The following is an 18,380-nucleotide window of genomic DNA, read 5'->3' as shown; positions in this document are numbered from 1 at the left end:
GTAGAGGGAGACCAGCCATGACCCCGATCATCGAGCTCAAATCCATCGGCAAGCACTATGGCGAGGGCAAAAACCGCGCCGAGATTCTCGACAAGGTCGATCTCAGCGTCAAGGAAGGCGAGTTCGTCGCCATCGTCGGCTTCTCCGGTTCCGGCAAGACGACGCTGATGTCGCTGCTCGCCGGGCTGATCGCGCCGGACGCCGGCGAGGTGCTGATGCGCGGCGAAAAGGTGACCGGGCCCGGCCCCGAGCGCGGCCTCGTCTTCCAGTCCTATTCGCTGATGCCCTGGCTCACCGTCCGCGGCAACGTCCAGCTCGCCGTCGACAGCGTCTTCGCCAGGGAGACGAAGGCCGAGCGCCGGGCGCGGGTCGACAAATATGTCGAGATGGTCGGTCTCGCCCATGCGGCCGACCGCAAGCCGGCCGAGCTGTCCGGCGGCATGCGCCAGCGGGTGTCGGTGGCGCGAGCCCTGGCGATGAGTCCGGAGGTGCTCCTCCTCGACGAACCGCTTTCGGCGCTCGACGCGCTCACGCGGGCGAAGCTGCAGGACGAATTCGCGGCGATCAGCCAAGTCGAGAAGAAGACGGTTCTCCTGATCACCAACGACGTCGACGAGGCGATCCTCCTCGCCGACCGGATCATTCCTCTCGATCCCGGTCCCCGCGCGACGCTCGGGCCCTCCTTCTCCGTCGACCTGCCCCGTCCGCGGGACCGCGCCGGGATGAACGCCAACGAGGGCTTCAAGCGCCTGCGGCGCGACGTGACGAACTACCTGATGGAGAAGGGCCGGCATGCGAGCGCCGAGGCCGGCGATCCCGTGATGCTGCCGAACGTCGTGCCGATCAGCCTCGAGGCGAAGAAGCGGGTGCCCGCGCCCGAGCTGCCGAAGGCCTATCGCGACGCCGCGCATTCGCCGATCGAGCGGGGCTTCGTCGAGTTCTTCGAGGTGCGCAAGGTCTATCCGACGCCGAAGGGGTCGCTGACCGTCGTCGACGGCTTCGACCTGAAGATGGCGAAGGGCGAGTTCGTCTCGCTCATCGGCCATTCGGGCTGCGGCAAGTCGACGGTGCTGTCGATGGCCGCCGGGCTCAACGACATCTCCTCGGGCGGCATCGTCCTCGACGGCCGCGAAGTGTCGGGCGCCGGGCCGGACCGGGCCGTCGTCTTCCAGGCGCCGTCGCTGATGCCGTGGCTGACGGCCCGCGAAAACGTCGCCCTCGGCGTCGACCGGGTCTATCCGAACGCGACGCCCGCCGAGCGGCGCGACGTCGTCGAGCATTACCTGCACCGTGTCGGGCTCGGCGACGCCATGCACCGCCGGGCGGCCGACCTTTCCAACGGCATGAAGCAGCGGGTCGGCATCGCCCGGGCCTTCGCGCTGTCGCCGAAGCTGCTCCTCCTCGACGAGCCCTTCGGCATGCTCGACTCGCTGACGCGCTGGGAGCTCCAGGACGTCCTGATGGACGTCTGGAAGCGGACCCAGGTGACGGCGGTCTGCGTTACCCACGACGTCGACGAGGCGATCCTCCTCGCCGACCGGGTGGTGATGATGACCAACGGGCCGAAGGCGAAGATCGGCAAGATCATGAAAGTCGACCTGCCGCGCCCGAGAAGCCGCAAGGCGCTGCTCGAACACCCCGACTACTACCTCTATCGCGAGCAGCTCCTGAGCTTCCTCGAGGAATACGAAGGCGGCGCCCGGCCGAACGAGGCGCCGGGCGGCGAGACTTCGGCGACCCCGGAAAGCCGCGACGCAGAATCGCCGACGGGCGCCAAGGCCCGGGAGGCAGCGTGATGGGCGGGGTCCTCTTGCCCGGCTGCCCGGCGCCCGCGCTGCCGCAAGGGCCGCGCTACTCGGCGGCTTCCTTGCGGGCGATCGCCTCGCGCAGGACGTCGTTGATGCGGGCCTGCCAGTCGTCGCCCGCCTCCTTCTTGAAATGTTCCGCCACGTCCAGCTCGATCTCCGCCATGAAGAAGCGGCGGGGCGGCGCCGTGACCGGCTCGAAGAAGGACGGCGGCATCACCTCCCGCGCCGGCCGCATGCGGGCCCAATCCTCGTCGGTCAGCGGCGGATTGTCCGGGTCCGAAAGTGCCGCTGCGGTGATCTCGGCGTCTTCTTCAGGCGTCGGGCGAATCAATTTCGGTCTCGCTTTCATAGCGCAGCACCTCTCGGTCATTTGCTTTCCGAAGACTTATCACCCGGACGATATCCCTTCCAGCCGAAGTGTCCGTGCGAAGCGTGTAGATCATGACATAGAGGCGAGTGCCGATCGGACCGGTCGCCTGAAACCTGTCTTCGCCGTAGTCCCTCCGCAAATCGGGCTGAATCAGTGCCACGTCGCGGTCAAGAGAACGCGCCAACTCGAAATCCACGCCGTGCTTTGCTCGATTCAAAGCGCGCTTGGCTTCATCCCATTCGAAGACGTCCCAACTCGCCATACGCGCCCCCAACACGCAAAAACCACTTTATGGCGCAAACTGAAATTTAACAATGGAAAGAGGAATTTCCCGGGTGGCCCGCGTTGCTACTCCGCCGCCTCGTCCTTGCGATCGGCGGCAGCGCGCAGGACGTCGCGCATCTCCTCCTCCCAGTCGGGGCCGAACTTCTCCTTGAAATGCGCGACGACCGCCTCGGGTACGAAGACGGCCTTCGTCCCGGTGAGCTTTTCGAACAATTCGCGGGGCATCACGTCGCGGGCCGGCCGCATCCGGTCAAGCTCTTCGTCGGTGAGCGGCGGATTGTCGGGGTCGGAAAGCGCAGCAGTGGTGATGGCGGCGTCTTCTTCATCGCTGATCGGTTCGGTTTGCCATCTCTTTTTCATAACGGCGCCTTTCCCGCTTGTTCGCCTTGCGAAGGCTGATGATCCGGATCGTGTCATCCCGGACGACGTAAATCATCACGTGGAGGCGCCCCAGCAAGGGCGCCGTCGCCGAAAGCCTGGTCTCGCCATAGTCGCTGCGGTCATCCGGCCGGATGATGGCGACGTCCCAGAAGAAGTGATGCACTTCGGCAAAGTCGACCCCGTGCTTGGCAAGATTGCCTGCGCGCTTGGCGTCATTCCAGTCGTACTCGACCATCCCGCACTCGCTCGGACCATCCTTGCCACTCCAGGTAGCGTTTGCGCCTGGCGCAAACCTGCGTCGTCGAGTCGATCGATCGAACGGCAACAATTCCAACGAAGGCCAGCCGCATGAGTGCCGTCATGGAAACTGTGAACGAAACGACGCGCCCCTTCATCGCGGTGACCGAGGTCTGGGTGCCGAAGGACGGCCGGCTGGTCTGGTCGAGCGGCGACTACGGTGCCCTGGCGGATTTCGCCGCCATCTCCGAGAAGCAGAGCTTCGCCAAAGGCGAAGGCCTTCCCGGCAAGGCGTGGGCCGAAGCAAGGCCCGTCGTGCTCAAGGGCTTCGACGGCTCATACTTCCTGCGGGCGGAGGCTGCCCGGGTCGCCGGGCTGACCAGCGCCGTGGCGATCCCGGTCTTTGCCGGCAACGATCTGAAGGCCGTCGTCGTCGTCCTGTGCGGCGACGACGCGGAACGCACCGGCGCGATCGAGATCTGGCACGAGGAGAACGGCCTTCTCCTGCTCGACGACGGCTATTACGGCGCCGCCCGGCATTTCGAGTGGGTTTCGCAGCACACGCATTTTCCCCGCGGCCAGGGCCTGCCCGGCGGCGTCTGGGCGGCCAACGCGCCGATGCTCCTGCGCGATCTCGGCTCCGGCTATCGCTTCATCCGCGCCGACAGCGCCGGCCGGGCCGGCCTGACCACCGGGCTCGGCCTGCCGATCGCCGTGCCGGGGCGCCGGACCTACGTCCTGACGCTGCTTTCGGCCCGCGGCACGCCGATCGCCCGGCGCTTCGAATTGTGGAACGTCCGGTCGTCACGGAGCGGCGCCGCCACGGAGGCGGTGCTTGCCGACGGCATCTGCCAGCGCGAAGGGCCGCTCTGGGACGACGAGCACGAGCGACGCGTCGCCGCCTGGCAGGGCGCCGTCGGCGAAGCCCTCGGCTCCGGCCTGCCGCTGGTCAGAACCGACACCGCGCTCCTGACCGCCGGCTACGCGTCGATGGTGGCCCTCCCGCTCTATCGGGACGGGGTGCTCGCCCACGTCGTCGCCTGGTACTACTGAAAGGACCCATCATGCAGAAACTGGTCGTGATCGGCGCCGGCATGGCTTCGGGAAGAGTGCTGGAAACGCTCTTCGAAACCGATCCGGGGGCCTTCGAGGTCACGCTGTTCAATGCCGAACCGCGGGGCAACTACAACCGTATCATGCTGTCGCCGGTGCTTTCCGGCGAAAAGAGCTTCGAGGAGATCGTCACCCACGACGATGCCTGGTACGGCGCCAACCGCGTCGTCTGCCGCTTCGGCGAGAAGGTCGTCGCGATCGACCGGACCCGCAAGGTCGTGGTCGGCGAGAACGGCGAGGTGCCCTACGACAAGCTGATCGTCGCCACCGGCTCGGTGCCGTTCATCGTTCCGGTCGAGGGCCGCGATCTTCCCGGCGTCATCACCTATCGCGACCTCGACGACACGAACCGGATGATCGAGGCCTCGGCAAGGGCCGGCGGACGCGCGGTCGTCATCGGCGGCGGCCTGCTCGGCCTCGAGGCGGCAGCGGGCCTCAGGCTCCGCGGCATGGAAGTCACCGTCCTGCATCTGACCGGGCATCTGATGGATCGCCAGCTCGACGAGGCGGCGGGCTACCTCCTGCGGCGCGACCTGGAAAAGCGCGGCATTTCCGTGATGACCCGGGCCTCGACCGAGCGCATCCTCGGCGAGAACCAGGTCGAGGCGGTGGAACTTGCCGACGGCACCCGGCTTGCGGCCGATCTCGTGGTGATGGCCGTCGGCATCCGTCCCTCGGTCGAATTGGCCAAGGCGGCGGGCCTTGCGGTGAACCGCGCCATCGTCGTCGACGCGCAGATGCGCACCTCCGATCCCGACGTCTATGCCGTCGGCGAATGCGTCGAATTCAACGGCACGCTGTTCGGCCTCGTGGCGCCGCTCTACGAACAGGCCAAGATCCTCGCGGGCTGCCTGCTCGGCCGGCCCGGCAGCTTCGCGGTGAAGGAACTCTCGACCAAGCTCAAGGTCACCGGCTGCGACCTCTTCTCGGCCGGCGATTTCGCCGCCGGCGACGGGCGCGAGGAGATCGTCCTGCGCGATCCGGCGCAGGGCGTCTACCGCCGCCTCGTCATCGAGGACGACCGGCTGGTCGGCGCTGTGATGTATGGCGACACCGGCGACGCCAACTGGTTCTTCGACCTGATCCGCGAGGGCGCTCCCGTCTCGGCGATGCGCGAGACCCTGATCTTCGGCCAGTCCTATCAGGGAACCGCGCCGCTGGACCCTATGGCGGCCGTTGCAGCCTTGCCGGATGATGCGGAGATCTGCGGCTGCAACGGCGTCTGCAAGGGCAAGATCACCGGCGCGATCACCGCGAAGGGACTGACCTCCCTGGACGAGGTCCGGGCCCATACCAAGGCGTCGGCTTCCTGCGGCACCTGCACCGGCCTCGTCGAGCAGCTGATGGCGATGACGCTCGGCGCCGCCTACAACCCGGCCGCGGTCAAGCCGATGTGCCCCTGCACCGACCTGTCGCATGGCGACGTGCGCCGGCTGATCGTCGCCAAGGAGCTGAAGTCGATTCCCGAAGTGATGCAGGAGCTCGAATGGAAGACCTCCTGCGGCTGCGCCAAATGCCGGCCGGCGCTGAACTACTATCTCCTCGCCGACTGGCCCGGCGAATATGCCGACGACGACCAGTCGCGCTTCATCAACGAGCGCGTCCACGCCAACATCCAGAAGGACGGAACCTATTCCGTCGTGCCGCGGATGTGGGGCGGGCTGACCTCGGCGAGCGAACTGCGGGCGATCGCCGACGTCGTCGACAAGTTCAGCATCCCGACGGTGAAGTGCACCGGCGGCCAGCGCATCGACATGCTCGGCGTGAAGAAGGAGGATCTCCCCGCGGTCTGGGCGGATCTCAATGCCGCCGGCATGGTTTCGGGCGCCGCCTACGGCAAGGCGCTGCGGACGGTGAAGACCTGCGTCGGCACCGACTGGTGCCGCTTCGGCACCCAGGATTCGACCGGCCTCGGCGTGAAGATCGAGCGGTTCATGTGGGGCTCCTGGACCCCCGCCAAGGTGAAGATGGCGGTGTCCGGCTGTCCGCGGAACTGCGCGGAGGCGACCTGCAAGGACGTCGGCGTGATCTGTACCGATGCCGGCTACGAGATCCACTTCGCCGGCGCCGCCGGGCTCGACATCAAGGGCACCGAGGTCCTCACCCAGGTGAAGACCGAGGAGGAGGCGCTCGAAATGATCGTCGCCCTCGTCCAGCTCTATCGCGAGCAGGGCCACTATCTCGAACGCATCTACAAGTGGCTGAAGCGCGTCGGCATGGAATCGATCCGCGCGGCGATCGTCGAGGATGCCGAGAAGCGCCGCCACTATTTCGAGCGCTTCGCCTATTCCCAGCGCTTCGCCCAGCGCGATCCCTGGGCGGACCGGGCGTCGGGCGGCGTCGCCCCGCACGAATTCCGCCCGATGGCGGAAATCTCCTACAGGGAGGCCGCAGAATGACCCGCGAATGGCACCGCATCGGCCTTCTCACCGACATTCCCCGGCGCGGCGCGCGCTGCGTGACCTCGCCCTTCGGCCGCATCGCCGTGTTCAGGACCGCCGATGACGAGATCTTCGCCACCGAGGACCGGTGCCCGCATCGCGGCGGGCCGCTGTCGCAGGGCATCGTTCACGACGCTTCGGTCACCTGCCCGCTCCACAACGCCGTGATCGAACTCGCCACCGGCTTCATGCAGGGCCCCGAGGGCGGCCGGGTGCGGGTCTTCGCGACCCGGGTCGACCCGCTCACCCGGGTCATCGAACTTTCGCTCGCCGAGGCGGCGGGCGTCCCCGAGGCGGCCGAATAGGCCGGGGCGCGCCGGCAACGGCAACGACCTGGCTTTCCCGGCGGCTGGGGAGAGACCGCACGACACGAATGCCGAACGGAGGAAGCGGCCGACAGGGTTCGCGCAAAGGGTCGAGCGATCGCTCGGCGTCAAGCAATCAGCATCGAGACGTTCAATCAGGGGTGAAGGCAATGTCATATCTCGCGCCAAAGGAATTCGTGACCAAGATGGTCGACGCCGGCGAGGCGAAGATCTTCATGGGCACCAAGGACACGCTGATCAGGGCCTACATGGCCGGCGCGATCCTGGCGCTGGCGGCGGCGTTCGCCGTGACGATCACGGTCAATACCGGCAATGCGCTGGTCGGGGCGCTGCTCTTCCCCGTCGGCTTCTGCATGCTCTATCTCCTCGGCTTCGACCTCCTCACCGGCGTCTTCACGCTGGTGCCGCTCGCCCTCCTCGACAGACGGCCGGGCTGCGATCTCAAAGGGCTCGGCCGCAACTGGGGTCTCGTCTTTCTCGGCAATTTCGCCGGCGCGCTGACCGTCGCGGTGTTCATGGCGATCATCTTCACCATGGGCTTCACCAAGGCGCCGGACGCGGTCGGCGAGAAGATCGGCCATATCGGCGAAGCCCGAACCCTCGGCTATGCGGCGGCCGGCTTCGGCGGCATGCTGACGCTCTTCATCCGCGCGGTGATGTGCAACTGGATGGTCTCGACCGGCGTCGTCGCCGCGATGATGTCGACCTCGGTGTCGGGCAAGGTCATCGCCATGTGGATGCCGATCCTCGTCTTCTTCTATCTCGGCTTCGAACATTCCATCGTGAACATGTTCCTGTTCCCGTCCGGCATCATCCTCGGCGGCAACTTCACCTGGGGCGACTATTTCCTCTACAACGAGATCCCGACGATCCTCGGAAACATCGTGGGCGGCATCACCTTCGTCGGGGCGACCCTCTATTCGACCCACTACGGCACCCCGAAGGCCCGCAACGCCGCGGGCCCGGTCAGCCCGCTCGCCGAGCCGGCCGAGTGACCGGTTCCGATTGCGAGGATCGGCCGCGATGACCCGCCCGCTGCTGCGCTCCGTCGAGGAGGGGTTTCCGGCTTCGAGCGAGACCGCCGGAAAGGTCCCGCCACGCGGGGCGGCAGCAGCGGCGGACGTCGCGACCGGGGCGGCGGCTGCCGCCGAGGCGGCGCCGGACGTCGCCGAGGCCGGGGAGCAGCGGATCGCCGTCACCTTCGGCTCGGCCACCAGGGCCGGGCCGAAAGCCGGAAACCAGGACTTTCACGGCGCCGTCCTGCCCGACGGCTCGGCGCTCGCCGCCAAGGGCATCGCCATCGCGATCGCCGACGGCATCTCCTCCTCGCGCCACGGCCGGATCGCCGCCGAGACCGCGGTGAAGAGCTTTCTCACCGACTATTACTGCACGTCCGACGCTTGGAGCGTGCGCCAGTCCGCAAGCCGGGTGATCGCCGCCACCAACGCCTGGCTCCATGGCGAGACCCGCCGCGCCGCGGCCTCCGAGGCCTCGCCCGCCGGCGCCGAACCCGACAAAGGCTTCGTCACCACCTTCAGCGCGCTCGTTCTGAAAGGTCGCACGGCCCACCTCTTCCATGTCGGCGACACGCGCGTCAGCAGGCTTTCCGGCAAGGCCTTCGAGCCCCTCACCGAGGATCACCGCCTCTTCGTCTCCTCCGTCGAGACCTATTTGGCGCGGGCCCTCGGCACCGGGCCGAACGTCGAGATCGACACCTGCGAGATCCCGCTTCGCGAGGGCGACGTCTTCCTTCTGACCAGCGACGGCGTCCACGAACATCTGTCGCCGGGGCGGCTTGCCGGGCTGGTCGCGGCGGCTCGCGGCGACCTCGACGCGGCGGCGGCCGCAATCCTCGCCGCGGCGCTCGACGCCGGCAGCCGGGACGACGTCACCGCCGCCATCCTCCGTGTCGACAGCCTGCCCCGCGCCGAGGCGAAGGAGTGGCTGGCGGGCGGCGACCTGGCGCCGCCGGCCGCGATCCCCGGCGTCGGTGAAATTTTCGACGGCTGGCTGATCGAACGGGCGCTCCACGTCGGCCCGCGCAGCCACGTCCTCGCCGCCCGCGACGCCGAAACGGGCGAAAGTGCGGCGCTGAAATTCCTCGCCTCGGAGCTTTGCGGGGAAATGGACGCCCGGCGCAGCCTGCTGATGGAGGAGTGGATCGCCGCCCGGCTGTCGAGCCGCCACTGTCTGAAGCCGATCCGCCGGCGGCGGCCGCGGGCCGCGCTCTATACGGCGATGGAGCTCGTCGAGGGCGAGACCCTCAGCGCCATTCTCGACCGGAACCCGGCGTTGGCCGTCGCGGAGGTGCGCCGCATCGCCCGCGACGTCGCCGCCGGCCTCCAGGCAATGCACCGCAAGGACATGGTGCACCAGGACCTTCGGCCGGAAAACGTCATGATCGACCGCGACGGCGTCGCCGTGCTGATCGACTTCGGCGCGGCGCGCGTTGCCGGCGTCGAGGAGGCGCGGCCCTTCGCCCCGGAGGCGCGCCCGGCCGGGGCGCTGCAGTTCTCTGCCCCCGAACAGCTCCGTGGCGAGGTCGGCCGCCGAAGCTCCGACGTCTTCTCGCTCGGCGTCCTCGCCTATCACATGCTGACCGGCTGTCTGCCCTATGGTGCCGCTTTGGCGCGGAGCCGCACCTGGCGCGAACAGCGCCGCCTCGCCTATCTGCCGGCGGGCGGCGAAGGCGTCGACGTTCCGGATTTCGTCGAAGGCGCCCTCGCCCGGGCCCTCGCGATCGATCCGGCCCGCCGCTACGGCGAGGTGGCGGAATTCGTCCACGACCTCGCCCATCCCAACCCGGCATTCATCGAGGGCGAGCCCGAGCCGCTCGCGATGCGTCATCCGGTGCGCTTCTGGCAGGCGATCTCGGCCGTCCTCGCGCTCATCGTCATCGTTCTCGCCGGCCTTCTGGCCGGCGGATGATCCCCGTCCGACACCACCGAGAGGAGCCCGCATGACCGACGACATCATGGACCGCGACGCCGTCACCGCCCTCGTGATTTCCCAGAAGAAGCGCAAGAAGCTCGCCTGGGAGACGATCGCCGCCGAGATCGGCATGTCGCCGATCTGGACCCACATGGTCGCGACCGGGATGGGCGCCTGCCCGAAGGACAAGGCCGAGATGCTCGGCCGGCTGCTCGACCTGCCGCAGGCCGCCGTCGAGGAACTGCAGGAATGTCCGAGCAAGGACTGGAGCCGCGACGTCCCGACCGATCCCTGCATCTACCGGCTCTACGAGATCGCCGGCGTGTTCGGTCCGTCCTTCAAGGCGATGGTCCACGAAAAGTTCGGCGACGGCATCATGTCGGCCATCGACTTCGACATGAGCGTGTCGAGGGTCGAGGATCCGAAGGGCGACAGGGTGAAGGTCGAGATGACCGGCAAGTTCCTGCCCTACAAGAAGTGGTGAGGGCCGGGTCCCGGTTGGGTGGTGGCTGGAGGCGATCGGCCGGCGAGGCTGTCTTGAACGGTCTCCGGGTGCCTCTTCGTCTTGATGCACCTGTGCTTTGGAGTGCTTTGAACCCCCCTCTGTCCTGCCGGACATCTCCCCCTCAAGGGGGGAGATCGGAAGCTTCCTGCCTTGCGGCTCTTCTGAGATTTGGCGCTGGAACTGGCGGTAGCGGCGAGGCGATGCCGTCAAACGAGGTCCGATCTCCCCCCTTGAGGGGGAGATGGCTGGAAAGCCAGAGGGGGGTGACTCGCGCTCGCCGCGAAGCCGGAACCTCCCGACCATCCGATACATCTCAGAACCCTTCGCAAAGGACACCCCCATGGACGCCGCCCCCACCGCCACCACCGTGCGCACCACCTGCGCCTATTGCGGCGTCGGTTGCGGCGTCCTGGCGACGCCGCGCGAGGACGGCAGCGTCGCGATCGCCGGCGATCCGGAGCATCCGGCAAATTTCGGACGGCTGTGTTCGAAGGGCTCGGCGCTCGGCGAGACGCTGCAGCTCGAGGGCCGGCTGCTGCATCCCGCCCATAACGGTGCGCGAACCGACTGGGACACCGCCCTCGACCTCGTCGCCAGGCGCTTCAGCGAGACGATCGCCGCGCACGGGCCGGATTCCGTCGCCTTCTACGTCTCCGGCCAGCTTCTCACCGAGGACTACTACGTCGCCAACAAGCTGATGAAGGGCTTCATCGGCTCGGCCAACATCGACACGAATTCCCGCCTCTGCATGGCCTCCTCGGTGGCCGGGCATCGCCGTGCCTTCGGCTCGGACACCGTCCCCGGCACCTACGAGGATCTCGAATGCGCCGACCTCGTCGTCATCGTGGGCTCCAACCTCGCCTGGTGCCACCCGGTGATCCACCAGCGCCTCGTCGCCGCAAAGGCGCGGCGGCCGGACATGCGGGTCGTCGTGATCGACCCGCGCCGGACGATGACCGCCGACTTCGCCGACCTGCACCTTCCGATCGCCGGCGACGGCGACGTGGCGCTGTTCGCCGGCCTGCTCCGCCATCTGGACGCCGTCGGCGCGGTCGACGAACGCTACGTCGCGGCCCATACCGGCGGGCTCGTCGATGCGCTCGGTGCCGCCGAGGCGCTCGACGTCGCGCGGGTCGCGGCCGACACGGGTCTCGATCCCGCCGCGATCCGCCGCTTCTACGAGCTCTTCGCCGCGACCGACAGGACCGTCACGGTCTACAGCCAGGGCGTCAACCAGTCGACCAGCGGCACCGACAAGGTCAACGCCATCGTCAACTGCCATCTCGCCACCGGCCGCATCGGCCGGCCGGGCGCCGGGCCGTTCTCGGTCACCGGCCAGCCCAACGCCATGGGCGGCCGCGAGGTCGGCGGCATGGCCAACATGCTCGCCGCGCATCTCTCGATCGAGGACGCCGCCCATCGGGAGCTCGTCCGCCGGTTCTGGAAGGCGCCGGCCGTCGCCGCGAGGCCCGGCCTGAAGGCGGTGGAGATGTTCCGGGCCGTCGCCGACGGACGGATCAGGGCGATCTGGATCGCCGGAACCAACCCGGTCGTGTCGATGCCGGACGCCGATGCCGTCGCCAAGGCCCTTTCCGCCTGCCCCTTCGTCGTCGTCTCCGACGTCGTCGCCCGCACCGATACTCTCAAGTATGCACAGGTGGCGCTTCCCGCCGCGGCCTGGGGCGAGAAGGACGGCACCGTCACCAATTCCGAGCGGCGGATCTCGCGCCAGCGCTCCTTCCTGCCGCTTCCGGGTGAGGCGAAGCCCGACTGGTGGATGGTCTGCGAGGTGGCCCGGCGCATGGGCTTCGGCGCGGCCTTCGCCTATGCCGGTCCCGGCGAGATCTTCGACGAACATGCAAGGCTCTCCGGCTTCGAGAACGCCGGGACCCGCGACTTCGACATCGCCGGCCTCGCGGGCCTCGGCGAGGCCGGCTACGACGGCCTCGCGCCGACACAGTGGCCGCAGCCGGCGGGCCCCGGCCGGCCCGGCCCGCGGCCCGACACGCGCTTCTTCGCCGCGGGCGGCTTCTTCCACGCCGACCGACGCGCCCGCTTCGTCCCGACGCCGGTCGCGGCGCGGCCGAAAACGCGGCCGGCCCCGGACGCCTGCTCGGAGAGCGGCGCCGCGGAACGGCAGGGGCGGCTCGTCCTCAACACCGGCCGGGTGCGCGACCACTGGCACACGATGACCCGCACCGGGCTGTCGGCGCGGCTGTCGGCCCATATCGCCGAGCCGTTTCTCGAGATCCATCCCGGCGACGCCGCCCGTCTTTCTCTCGCCGAAGCAGATCTCGCCCGCGTCGCCTCGCCCTATGGGGATGCGCTCCTGCGCGTCCTCGTCAGCGACAGGCAGCGCCCCGGCACGGTCTTCGCGCCGATGCACTGGACCGGCGAGACCGCAGCGAAGGGCCGCATCGACGCGGTGGTCGCGCCGCGCACCGACCCCGTCTCCGGCCAGCCGGGGCTCAAGGCGACCGATGTCGAGGTGACGCGCTTTCCGGCGGCCTGGTACGGCTTCGCCGTCACCGCACACCGGCCTGAGACCGCCGGCCTCGACTATTTCGCGCTGGCGCGGGCGGACGGCGGGTGGCGGATGGAGATGGCGGGACGCGCCGAACTCGATGCCCCGGCCCGCCTTCTGGAACGGCTCGCCGGCGTGCCGGCCGAAGGCGTCCTCGCCTATCACGACGGCAGCGGCGGATCTCATCGCTTTGCGGCGTTCGAGGGCGACCGGCTCGTCGCCGCGCTCTATCTCTCGCGCACGCCCGTCGCGGTCTCGCGGGTCTGGGCCGCCGGGCATCTGGCGCAGGCGCATGCCGGCCGCGAACGCTTCCGCCTGCTCGCCGGCCGCGGCGGCGCCGACCGGCCGGACCCCGGCGCCATCGTCTGTTCCTGCTTTGCCGTCGGGGTCAACGAGATCGCCGCGGCGGTCGTCTCCGGGCGGGCGACGAGTGTCGAGGAGATCGGCCGCCTGTTGCGGGCCGGCAGCAATTGCGGCTCCTGCCGCGGCGAGATCCGCGAGATCGTCACGCGCGTCGCGCTGAAGGACACGGCCTGACGGGGCTCACCCCGGACGAGGGCCCGTGGCCGCCGGATAGCCGTCGAACCGTCGATTCCGTGAACGCGGAACCGTTTTGCCGGCGCAGGACGGGACGAGCGCCACTCGTCAACATGCTCTCTCTTCGCATGCGCATGATCTTTCCGAACCGGTTCCCGCGTTCCGGGACCATGCTCGGCCGGCCGCAGATCAGGTGGCGTTGAGTTCGTAGCAGAACCGGTCACCGTCCAGCGCCATGTCGAACTCCGCTTCGAAGCGAATGCGCCGGTCGCCGTCGAGGTCAAAGATGCCGTAGGCCGGATGCTCGGCGGAGACACCCAGAACACGGCGCACCTTCTCGAGGCTCGATCCATCGACGGGGATGTCGCCGAGACAGGTGCCGGTGATCTTGTCGAAGACCGACAGATGAAATTCCGGCACCCTGTCCGCCGGGCGACCGTGGGGAGACGGACATTCCCCCACGAAGAGGGGGATCGGATGGATGTCCGCCGAGCCGTCCCATGGCACCGGCGAGCCGACATAGACGTAATAGTCCCAGCCGAAATGGACGAAGAACCGCTCGGCGACCTCGAGCCTGCACCAGAAGATTTCCCGCAGGACCATCCGGCAAACCGCCGCGATGTCCGCCCGAAGCAGGATCCCGTCTTCTTCCGGCGCGATGGTCAGGAACCTCGGATCGAAGGTCTTCGGATCCCGCATCGATTTCTTCAGGTTCTCGCCGAGATTGGCGGTCTCGACGCCGGTCATGCGCAGATGCGCGAGGCCCGGCCTGTCGAAGAACCAGAGGATGTACGCGACGTAACTGTCTTCGGTCGCGAGATAACGCTCGGGCGACAGAACTTCACCCCGGATCGCCTTTCCGACGTCGCTCATGGAGGTCCAGTCCGGCTCGGTGAAGGCGCCGGAAGCGTCCCGGCGGCTCGGGTCGTATTTCGTGATCCTGTAGGTGAACAACGTGAAGGGCGCCCCGAAGTCCGTCGAACCCTCGCGCTCGGCGCGACGCGACCAGAGGGTACCCGGCCGTCGACCTTCGGGCAACGGCAATGGCTCCGCGATGCGTCGATAAGGACGCCACGAAGCCGCGATCGGGCGCGGATGCTTCGACGAGCCGGTGAAGCGCTGCGAACCGCACGACGGCCGCAAGATCGTCCTCGGCGACAAGACCGTCTGCCGCTGACCGTTTCCTTCGAGGCGGCAGCCTGAAGCCCTCGGCTGGCAACGGCCGGGGCTGTCGGTCTTAATCCGGGCGCGGCGTTCGCGCCCGCGCCGGCTCGGGGCTCCGGAGCGGCTTTCCGCGAGACGACCTCGCCGGGTATACGGCCTCAGGCGATCGCCGAGCGCCGCGGCTCCGGTTCGTCGCGCAGACCGTCGCGCTGCTCGATCTTCTCGGCATTCTCGAGCTCGGCCTCGGCCTCCTCGAGCGACAGCCGCGCCGCATTGATCTGCACCTTCAGGTCCTTGGCCGAGTTCTGCAGGTTGTCGCGCCGCAGCCGCGCCGCCTTGGCGAAGGTGGAATAGGCGAAGTGGTTGACGTCGGTAATCCCCGACTTTTTCTCCTCGTTGAGAATCTGCGCATCGAGCTCGCCGGCCATGCGCGAGAAATCTTCCAGCATGAGTTCGAGCTGTTCGACCTGGCGGCGCTTCTCCAGAACCTTAAAGCGCGTCAGACGCACCATGTTGTCGCGTTTCATGCACACACCCTCAACTCGGGGCCTCGGCGAGCCGGGGCCTTTGGAACTCGGCGCAATAAGGCTTCGGACAAGGCTCGTGGCCTATGCCCTTAACCGTCTGTTTACGCGCACGGTTAATCATAGGGCCGAGGGTTTAAGGCAGGGTAAACCGAACCACGCCGATGTCGCTTGGCGACGCAAGGATCGTGGAGCGGCATCGATGCCGGATCCCCCCGTTCAGACCGCGAGCCGCTCGCGGCCTGGGTCCATGACGGGCCAGGAGGATTTGTTAACCATTCAGTGCCAGTTTGGGCCAAACGATGACAAAAAACGCTTTGCCGAATTGCCCGGGTTCGGCTCGGCTGGCTGAGAGGACTTTCTGATGCGCGTTCTTTTGATCGAAGACGACAGCGCGGTCGCCCAGAGCATCGAGTTGATGCTGAAGTCTGAGAGCTTCAACGTCTACACGACCGATCTCGGCGAGGAAGGCGTCGATCTCGGCAAGCTCTACGACTACGACCTGATCCTCCTCGATCTCAACCTGCCCGACATGTCCGGATACGAGGTGCTGCGCACGCTCCGCCTCTCCAAGGTCAAGACGCCGATCCTGATCCTCTCCGGCATGGCCGGCATCGAGGACAAGGTGCGCGGCCTCGGCTTCGGCGCCGACGACTACATGACCAAGCCCTTCCACAAGGACGAGCTCGTCGCCCGCATCCACGCCATCGTCCGACGCTCCAAGGGCCACGCCCAGTCGGTCATCCATACCGGCGACCTGACGGTCAATCTCGACGCCAAGACCGTCGAGGTCAGCGGCCAGCGGGTGCATCTGACCGGCAAGGAATATGCGATGCTCGAGCTCCTGTCGCTGCGCAAGGGCACGACGCTGACCAAGGAGATGTTCCTCAACCATCTCTACGGCGGCATGGACGAGCCGGAGCTGAAGATCATCGACGTCTTCATCTGCAAGCTGCGCAAGAAGCTGGCGACGGCCGCAGACGGCAAGAACTACATCGAGACGGTCTGGGGCCGCGGCTACGTGCTGCGCGAGCCCGAGGAAGCCGCCGCCTGAGACGAGGCCGGCCCGGCTGCGAACACGAAGACGCCGCGGATCCGGCGGGATCCGCGGCGTCTTCGTGTTCGCGCCTGCAACCCGACCGTCAGCCGCCGCCGATCAAACTGCCGGCGGCGAGCACCAGCGCCCCGCCGACCACGACCTGCACCGTCGCCCGCACCACCGGCGTCTCCATGAAGCGGTGCTGGATCCAGACGATCGCCCAGAGCTCCAGGAAGACGACGGCGAAGGCGATGCCCGTCGCGGTCCAGAATTCCGGTATGAGATAGGGAAGCGCGTGCCCGAGGCCGCCGAGCGCCGTCATCACCCCCGAGGCGAGGCCGCGCTTGATCGGCGAGCCGCGGCCGGAGAGCTTGCCGTCGTCGTGGGCCGCCTCGGTGAAGCCCATGGAGATGCCGGCGCCGACGGCCGCCGCGAGGCCGACGAGCAGCGTCGTGTGGGGATCGCGCGTCGCAAACGCCGTGGCGAAGATCGGCGCCAGCGTCGAGACCGAACCGTCCATAAGCCCAGCAAGGCCCGGCTGCACCCATGTCAGGATCATCCGGCGCCGGGCCGTCCGGTCCTCCTCCTCCCGCTCGTTCCCCCCGAGCGCCGCCTCGGCCAGTTCCTCGGCCCGGTGCTCGTGCCGGCGTTCCGCCGCGGCGAGATCGCCGAGCAGCCGGCGCGTGCCGGCGTCGCCCGTGCGCTGCGCCGCCATCTCGTAGAAGCGCGCCGCGTCGGCCTCCATCCGCTCGGCCTCGGCTCTGATGCGGTCGAGGCCGAGATTTTCGACCACCCAGTTCGGCTGGCGCGCGACGTAGTCGGCGACGTGCTCGCGGCGGATCAGCGGGATCGTCGGGCCGAAGCGGCGCTCGTGCTCGGCGATCAGCGCGCGGCGATGCCCGTCCTCCTCCTTCGCCATTTCGCGAAAGATCGTCGCGGAGGCGGGGAAGTCCGCCTCCAGCCGGTCGGCATAGGTCGCATAGATCCGCCCGTCGTCCTCCTCCGCCGAGACCGCCAGAGCGAGGATCTCGCGCTCGGAGAGGTCAGCGAAGCGGCGGCGGCCGGACAAGAGGGAGAACGGGGCGAAGGAGAGCATGGCGACCTCGCGGCGACGGCCGGCGCCCGAGCATGGGCGGCCGGCGGCAGTAGATTGGAATAATTCCAATCTAAGTGCTCACGCGGCGAATGTCAGCCCACCGGGCGCGCCAGATATCAAGCCGCGCGCACTCTCCTGCAGCCGATGCACCTGCCAGCCAGGGACAAGGGACGCAGCGCCGGCACCCGTCTCAGCCCTTTCCGGCCAGCACCCGCAGCGCCTCTGCCGCATCGAGCCGGCCGTCATAGAGCGCCCTGCCCGAGATCGCGCCTTCCAGCCGCCGGGCATCCGGCTGCGTCATCCTCTCGACGTCGGCGATCGAGGCGAGGCCGCCGGAGGCGATGACCGGGACCGCAACCGCCTCGGCGAGGGCGATGGTCGATTCCCAGTTGATACCGGCGAGAATGCCGTCGCGGTCGATGTCGGTGTAGACGATGGCCGAAACCCCTGCGTCCTCGAAGCGGCGGGCGAGATCGACGGCCGAAAGCTCCGAGGTCTCCGCCCAGCCCTCCACCGCGACCTTGCCGCCCTTGGCGTCGATGCCGACGGCGATTTGACCGGGAAACCGGCCGGCGGCCGCCCGGACGAGATCGGGGTCGCGGACCGCGACCGTGCCGAGAATCACGCGGGAAAGCCCCTTCTCCAGCCAGCGCTCGATGTCGGCCATGGTCCGGATGCCGCCGCCGAGCTGCACCTTCATGGCGGAGCCGACCGCAGCGAGGATCGCCTCCACCGCCGGCTCGTTCATCGCCCTGCCGGCGAAGGCGCCGTTGAGGTCGACGACGTGGAGATGGGTGAAGCCGACGTCCCGGAAGGCTCCTGCCTGGCCGGCCGGATCGGCGTTGTAGACCGTCGCCTCGTCCATCAGGCCGAGCTTGAGCCGCACGCAGGCGCCGTCCTTGAGGTCGATCGCGGGAAAAAGGATCAAGGTCTCGCCTTTCAATGAGGTGCAGCACGTTTCTGGCGCCGCGGCGACGAGCGCATTCGCTCGTCACCGGTCGAACGTCGGCGCCTCTCGCCTCCCTCTGCCCTGCCGGGCATCTTCGCCGCAAGGGGGAAGATCGATCCCGGCCTCCCGCAGCGCATCCGGATCGCCGAC

17 protein-coding genes are annotated in these 18,380 nt (G+C 68.2%); 9 read left to right on the top strand and 8 right to left on the bottom strand.

The features are described 5' to 3' along the window. Positions 1-17 precede the first annotated feature (17 nt). A complete protein-coding gene (locus tag J1C47_RS18100) occupies positions 18-1,796 on the top strand; it encodes an ABC transporter ATP-binding protein (RefSeq protein WP_207352191.1) in 1,779 nt (592 codons plus the stop codon). A 55-nt stretch (positions 1,797-1,851) separates the two neighbouring features. Here J1C47_RS18100 and J1C47_RS18095 read toward each other — a convergent pair whose 3' ends face one another. The 4 genes from J1C47_RS18095 to J1C47_RS18080 form a co-directional block, all read right to left on the bottom strand. Continuing rightward, on the bottom strand, positions 1,852-2,139 hold the full coding sequence (locus tag J1C47_RS18095; protein ID WP_207352190.1) for a BrnA antitoxin family protein: 288 nt from the start codon (positions 2,137-2,139) through the stop codon (positions 1,852-1,854). Continuing rightward, a complete protein-coding gene (locus J1C47_RS18090) occupies positions 2,120-2,440 on the bottom strand; it encodes a BrnT family toxin (protein ID WP_207352189.1) in 321 nt (106 codons plus the stop codon). Before J1C47_RS18090 ends, J1C47_RS18095 begins: the two co-directional genes overlap by 20 nt. Positions 2,441-2,526: 86 nt before the next feature. Then, a complete protein-coding gene (locus J1C47_RS18085) occupies positions 2,527-2,823 on the bottom strand; it encodes a hypothetical protein (protein ID WP_207352188.1) in 297 nt (98 codons plus the stop codon). Next, positions 2,786-3,079 (bottom strand): BrnT family toxin, encoded by a 294-nt coding sequence (locus tag J1C47_RS18080; RefSeq protein ID WP_207352187.1) that lies wholly within the window; start codon positions 3,077-3,079, stop codon positions 2,786-2,788. The genes J1C47_RS18085 and J1C47_RS18080 overlap by 38 nt, the downstream gene beginning before the upstream one ends. Before the next feature lie 113 nt (positions 3,080-3,192). On the opposite strand from J1C47_RS18080, the gene J1C47_RS18075 reads away from it, so the two are divergent. The 7 genes from J1C47_RS18075 (at position 3,193) to J1C47_RS18045 (ending at position 13,458) form a co-directional block, all read left to right on the top strand. Beyond that, the gene (locus J1C47_RS18075) at positions 3,193-4,134 is read left to right on the top strand and encodes a GAF domain-containing protein (RefSeq protein ID WP_207352186.1); all 942 of its coding nucleotides are present in this window, start codon (positions 3,193-3,195) and stop codon (positions 4,132-4,134) included. 8 nt (positions 4,135-4,142) lie between these two features. Next, positions 4,143-6,593 carry a nitrite reductase large subunit NirB gene (nirB, locus tag J1C47_RS18070; RefSeq protein WP_207352217.1) on the top strand — a complete coding sequence of 817 codons (2,451 nt, stop codon included), beginning with the start codon at positions 4,143-4,145 and terminating at the stop codon, positions 6,591-6,593. Beyond that, positions 6,590-6,940 (top strand): nitrite reductase small subunit NirD, encoded by a 351-nt coding sequence (gene nirD, locus J1C47_RS18065; RefSeq protein WP_207352185.1) that lies wholly within the window; start codon positions 6,590-6,592, stop codon positions 6,938-6,940. Before nirB ends, nirD begins: the two co-directional genes overlap by 4 nt. Positions 6,941-7,110: 170 nt before the next feature. Beyond that, a complete protein-coding gene (locus J1C47_RS18060) occupies positions 7,111-7,956 on the top strand; it encodes a formate/nitrite transporter family protein (protein WP_207352184.1) in 846 nt (281 codons plus the stop codon). A gap of 28 nt (positions 7,957-7,984) precedes the next feature. After that, positions 7,985-9,889, top strand: coding sequence for a bifunctional protein-serine/threonine kinase/phosphatase (locus tag J1C47_RS18055; RefSeq protein WP_207352183.1), 1,905 nt, complete (start codon positions 7,985-7,987; stop codon positions 9,887-9,889). 31 nt (positions 9,890-9,920) lie between these two features. Continuing rightward, positions 9,921-10,376 (top strand): cyanase, encoded by a 456-nt coding sequence (gene cynS, locus J1C47_RS18050; RefSeq protein ID WP_207352182.1) that lies wholly within the window; start codon positions 9,921-9,923, stop codon positions 10,374-10,376. Positions 10,377-10,737: 361 nt separating this feature from the next. After that, positions 10,738-13,458, top strand: a complete 2,721-nt coding sequence (locus tag J1C47_RS18045; RefSeq protein WP_207352181.1) for a nitrate reductase — start codon at positions 10,738-10,740, stop codon at positions 13,456-13,458. A gap of 189 nt (positions 13,459-13,647) precedes the next feature. Here the strand turns inward: J1C47_RS18045 and J1C47_RS18040 are convergent, their stop codons facing one another. Both J1C47_RS18040 and J1C47_RS18035 read right to left on the bottom strand, forming a co-directional pair. Next, positions 13,648-14,496, bottom strand: coding sequence for a DUF7683 domain-containing protein (locus J1C47_RS18040; RefSeq protein WP_207352180.1), 849 nt, complete (start codon positions 14,494-14,496; stop codon positions 13,648-13,650). Between the two features lie 284 nt (positions 14,497-14,780). Next, the gene (locus J1C47_RS18035) at positions 14,781-15,149 is read right to left on the bottom strand and encodes a flagellar export protein FliJ (protein ID WP_207352179.1); all 369 of its coding nucleotides are present in this window, start codon (positions 15,147-15,149) and stop codon (positions 14,781-14,783) included. A 361-nt stretch (positions 15,150-15,510) separates the two neighbouring features. Here J1C47_RS18035 and ctrA point away from each other — a divergent pair, with 361 nt between their 5' ends. Next, entirely contained in the window at positions 15,511-16,200 is a 690-nt protein-coding gene (gene ctrA, locus J1C47_RS18030) for a response regulator transcription factor CtrA (RefSeq protein ID WP_207352178.1), read from the top strand. 88 nt (positions 16,201-16,288) lie between these two features. Here the strand turns inward: ctrA and mbfA are convergent, their stop codons facing one another. Together mbfA and hisA are read right to left on the bottom strand one after the other, a co-directional pair. Further along, the gene (mbfA, locus tag J1C47_RS18025; RefSeq protein WP_207352177.1) at positions 16,289-17,281 is read right to left on the bottom strand and encodes an iron exporter MbfA; all 993 of its coding nucleotides are present in this window, start codon (positions 17,279-17,281) and stop codon (positions 16,289-16,291) included. Positions 17,282-17,471: 190 nt separating this feature from the next. Further along, positions 17,472-18,209, bottom strand: coding sequence for a 1-(5-phosphoribosyl)-5-[(5-phosphoribosylamino)methylideneamino]imidazole-4-carboxamide isomerase (gene hisA / locus J1C47_RS18020; RefSeq protein ID WP_207352176.1), 738 nt, complete (start codon positions 18,207-18,209; stop codon positions 17,472-17,474). Between the last annotated feature and the right edge of the window lie 171 nt (positions 18,210-18,380).

Source organism: Jiella sonneratiae, from assembly GCF_017353515.1.
GTDB lineage: Bacteria > Pseudomonadota > Alphaproteobacteria > Rhizobiales > Rhizobiaceae > Jiella > Jiella sonneratiae.
The sequence above is the reverse complement of the archived record's forward strand: the minus strand, read 5'-3'. Positions and strand labels throughout refer to the sequence as shown.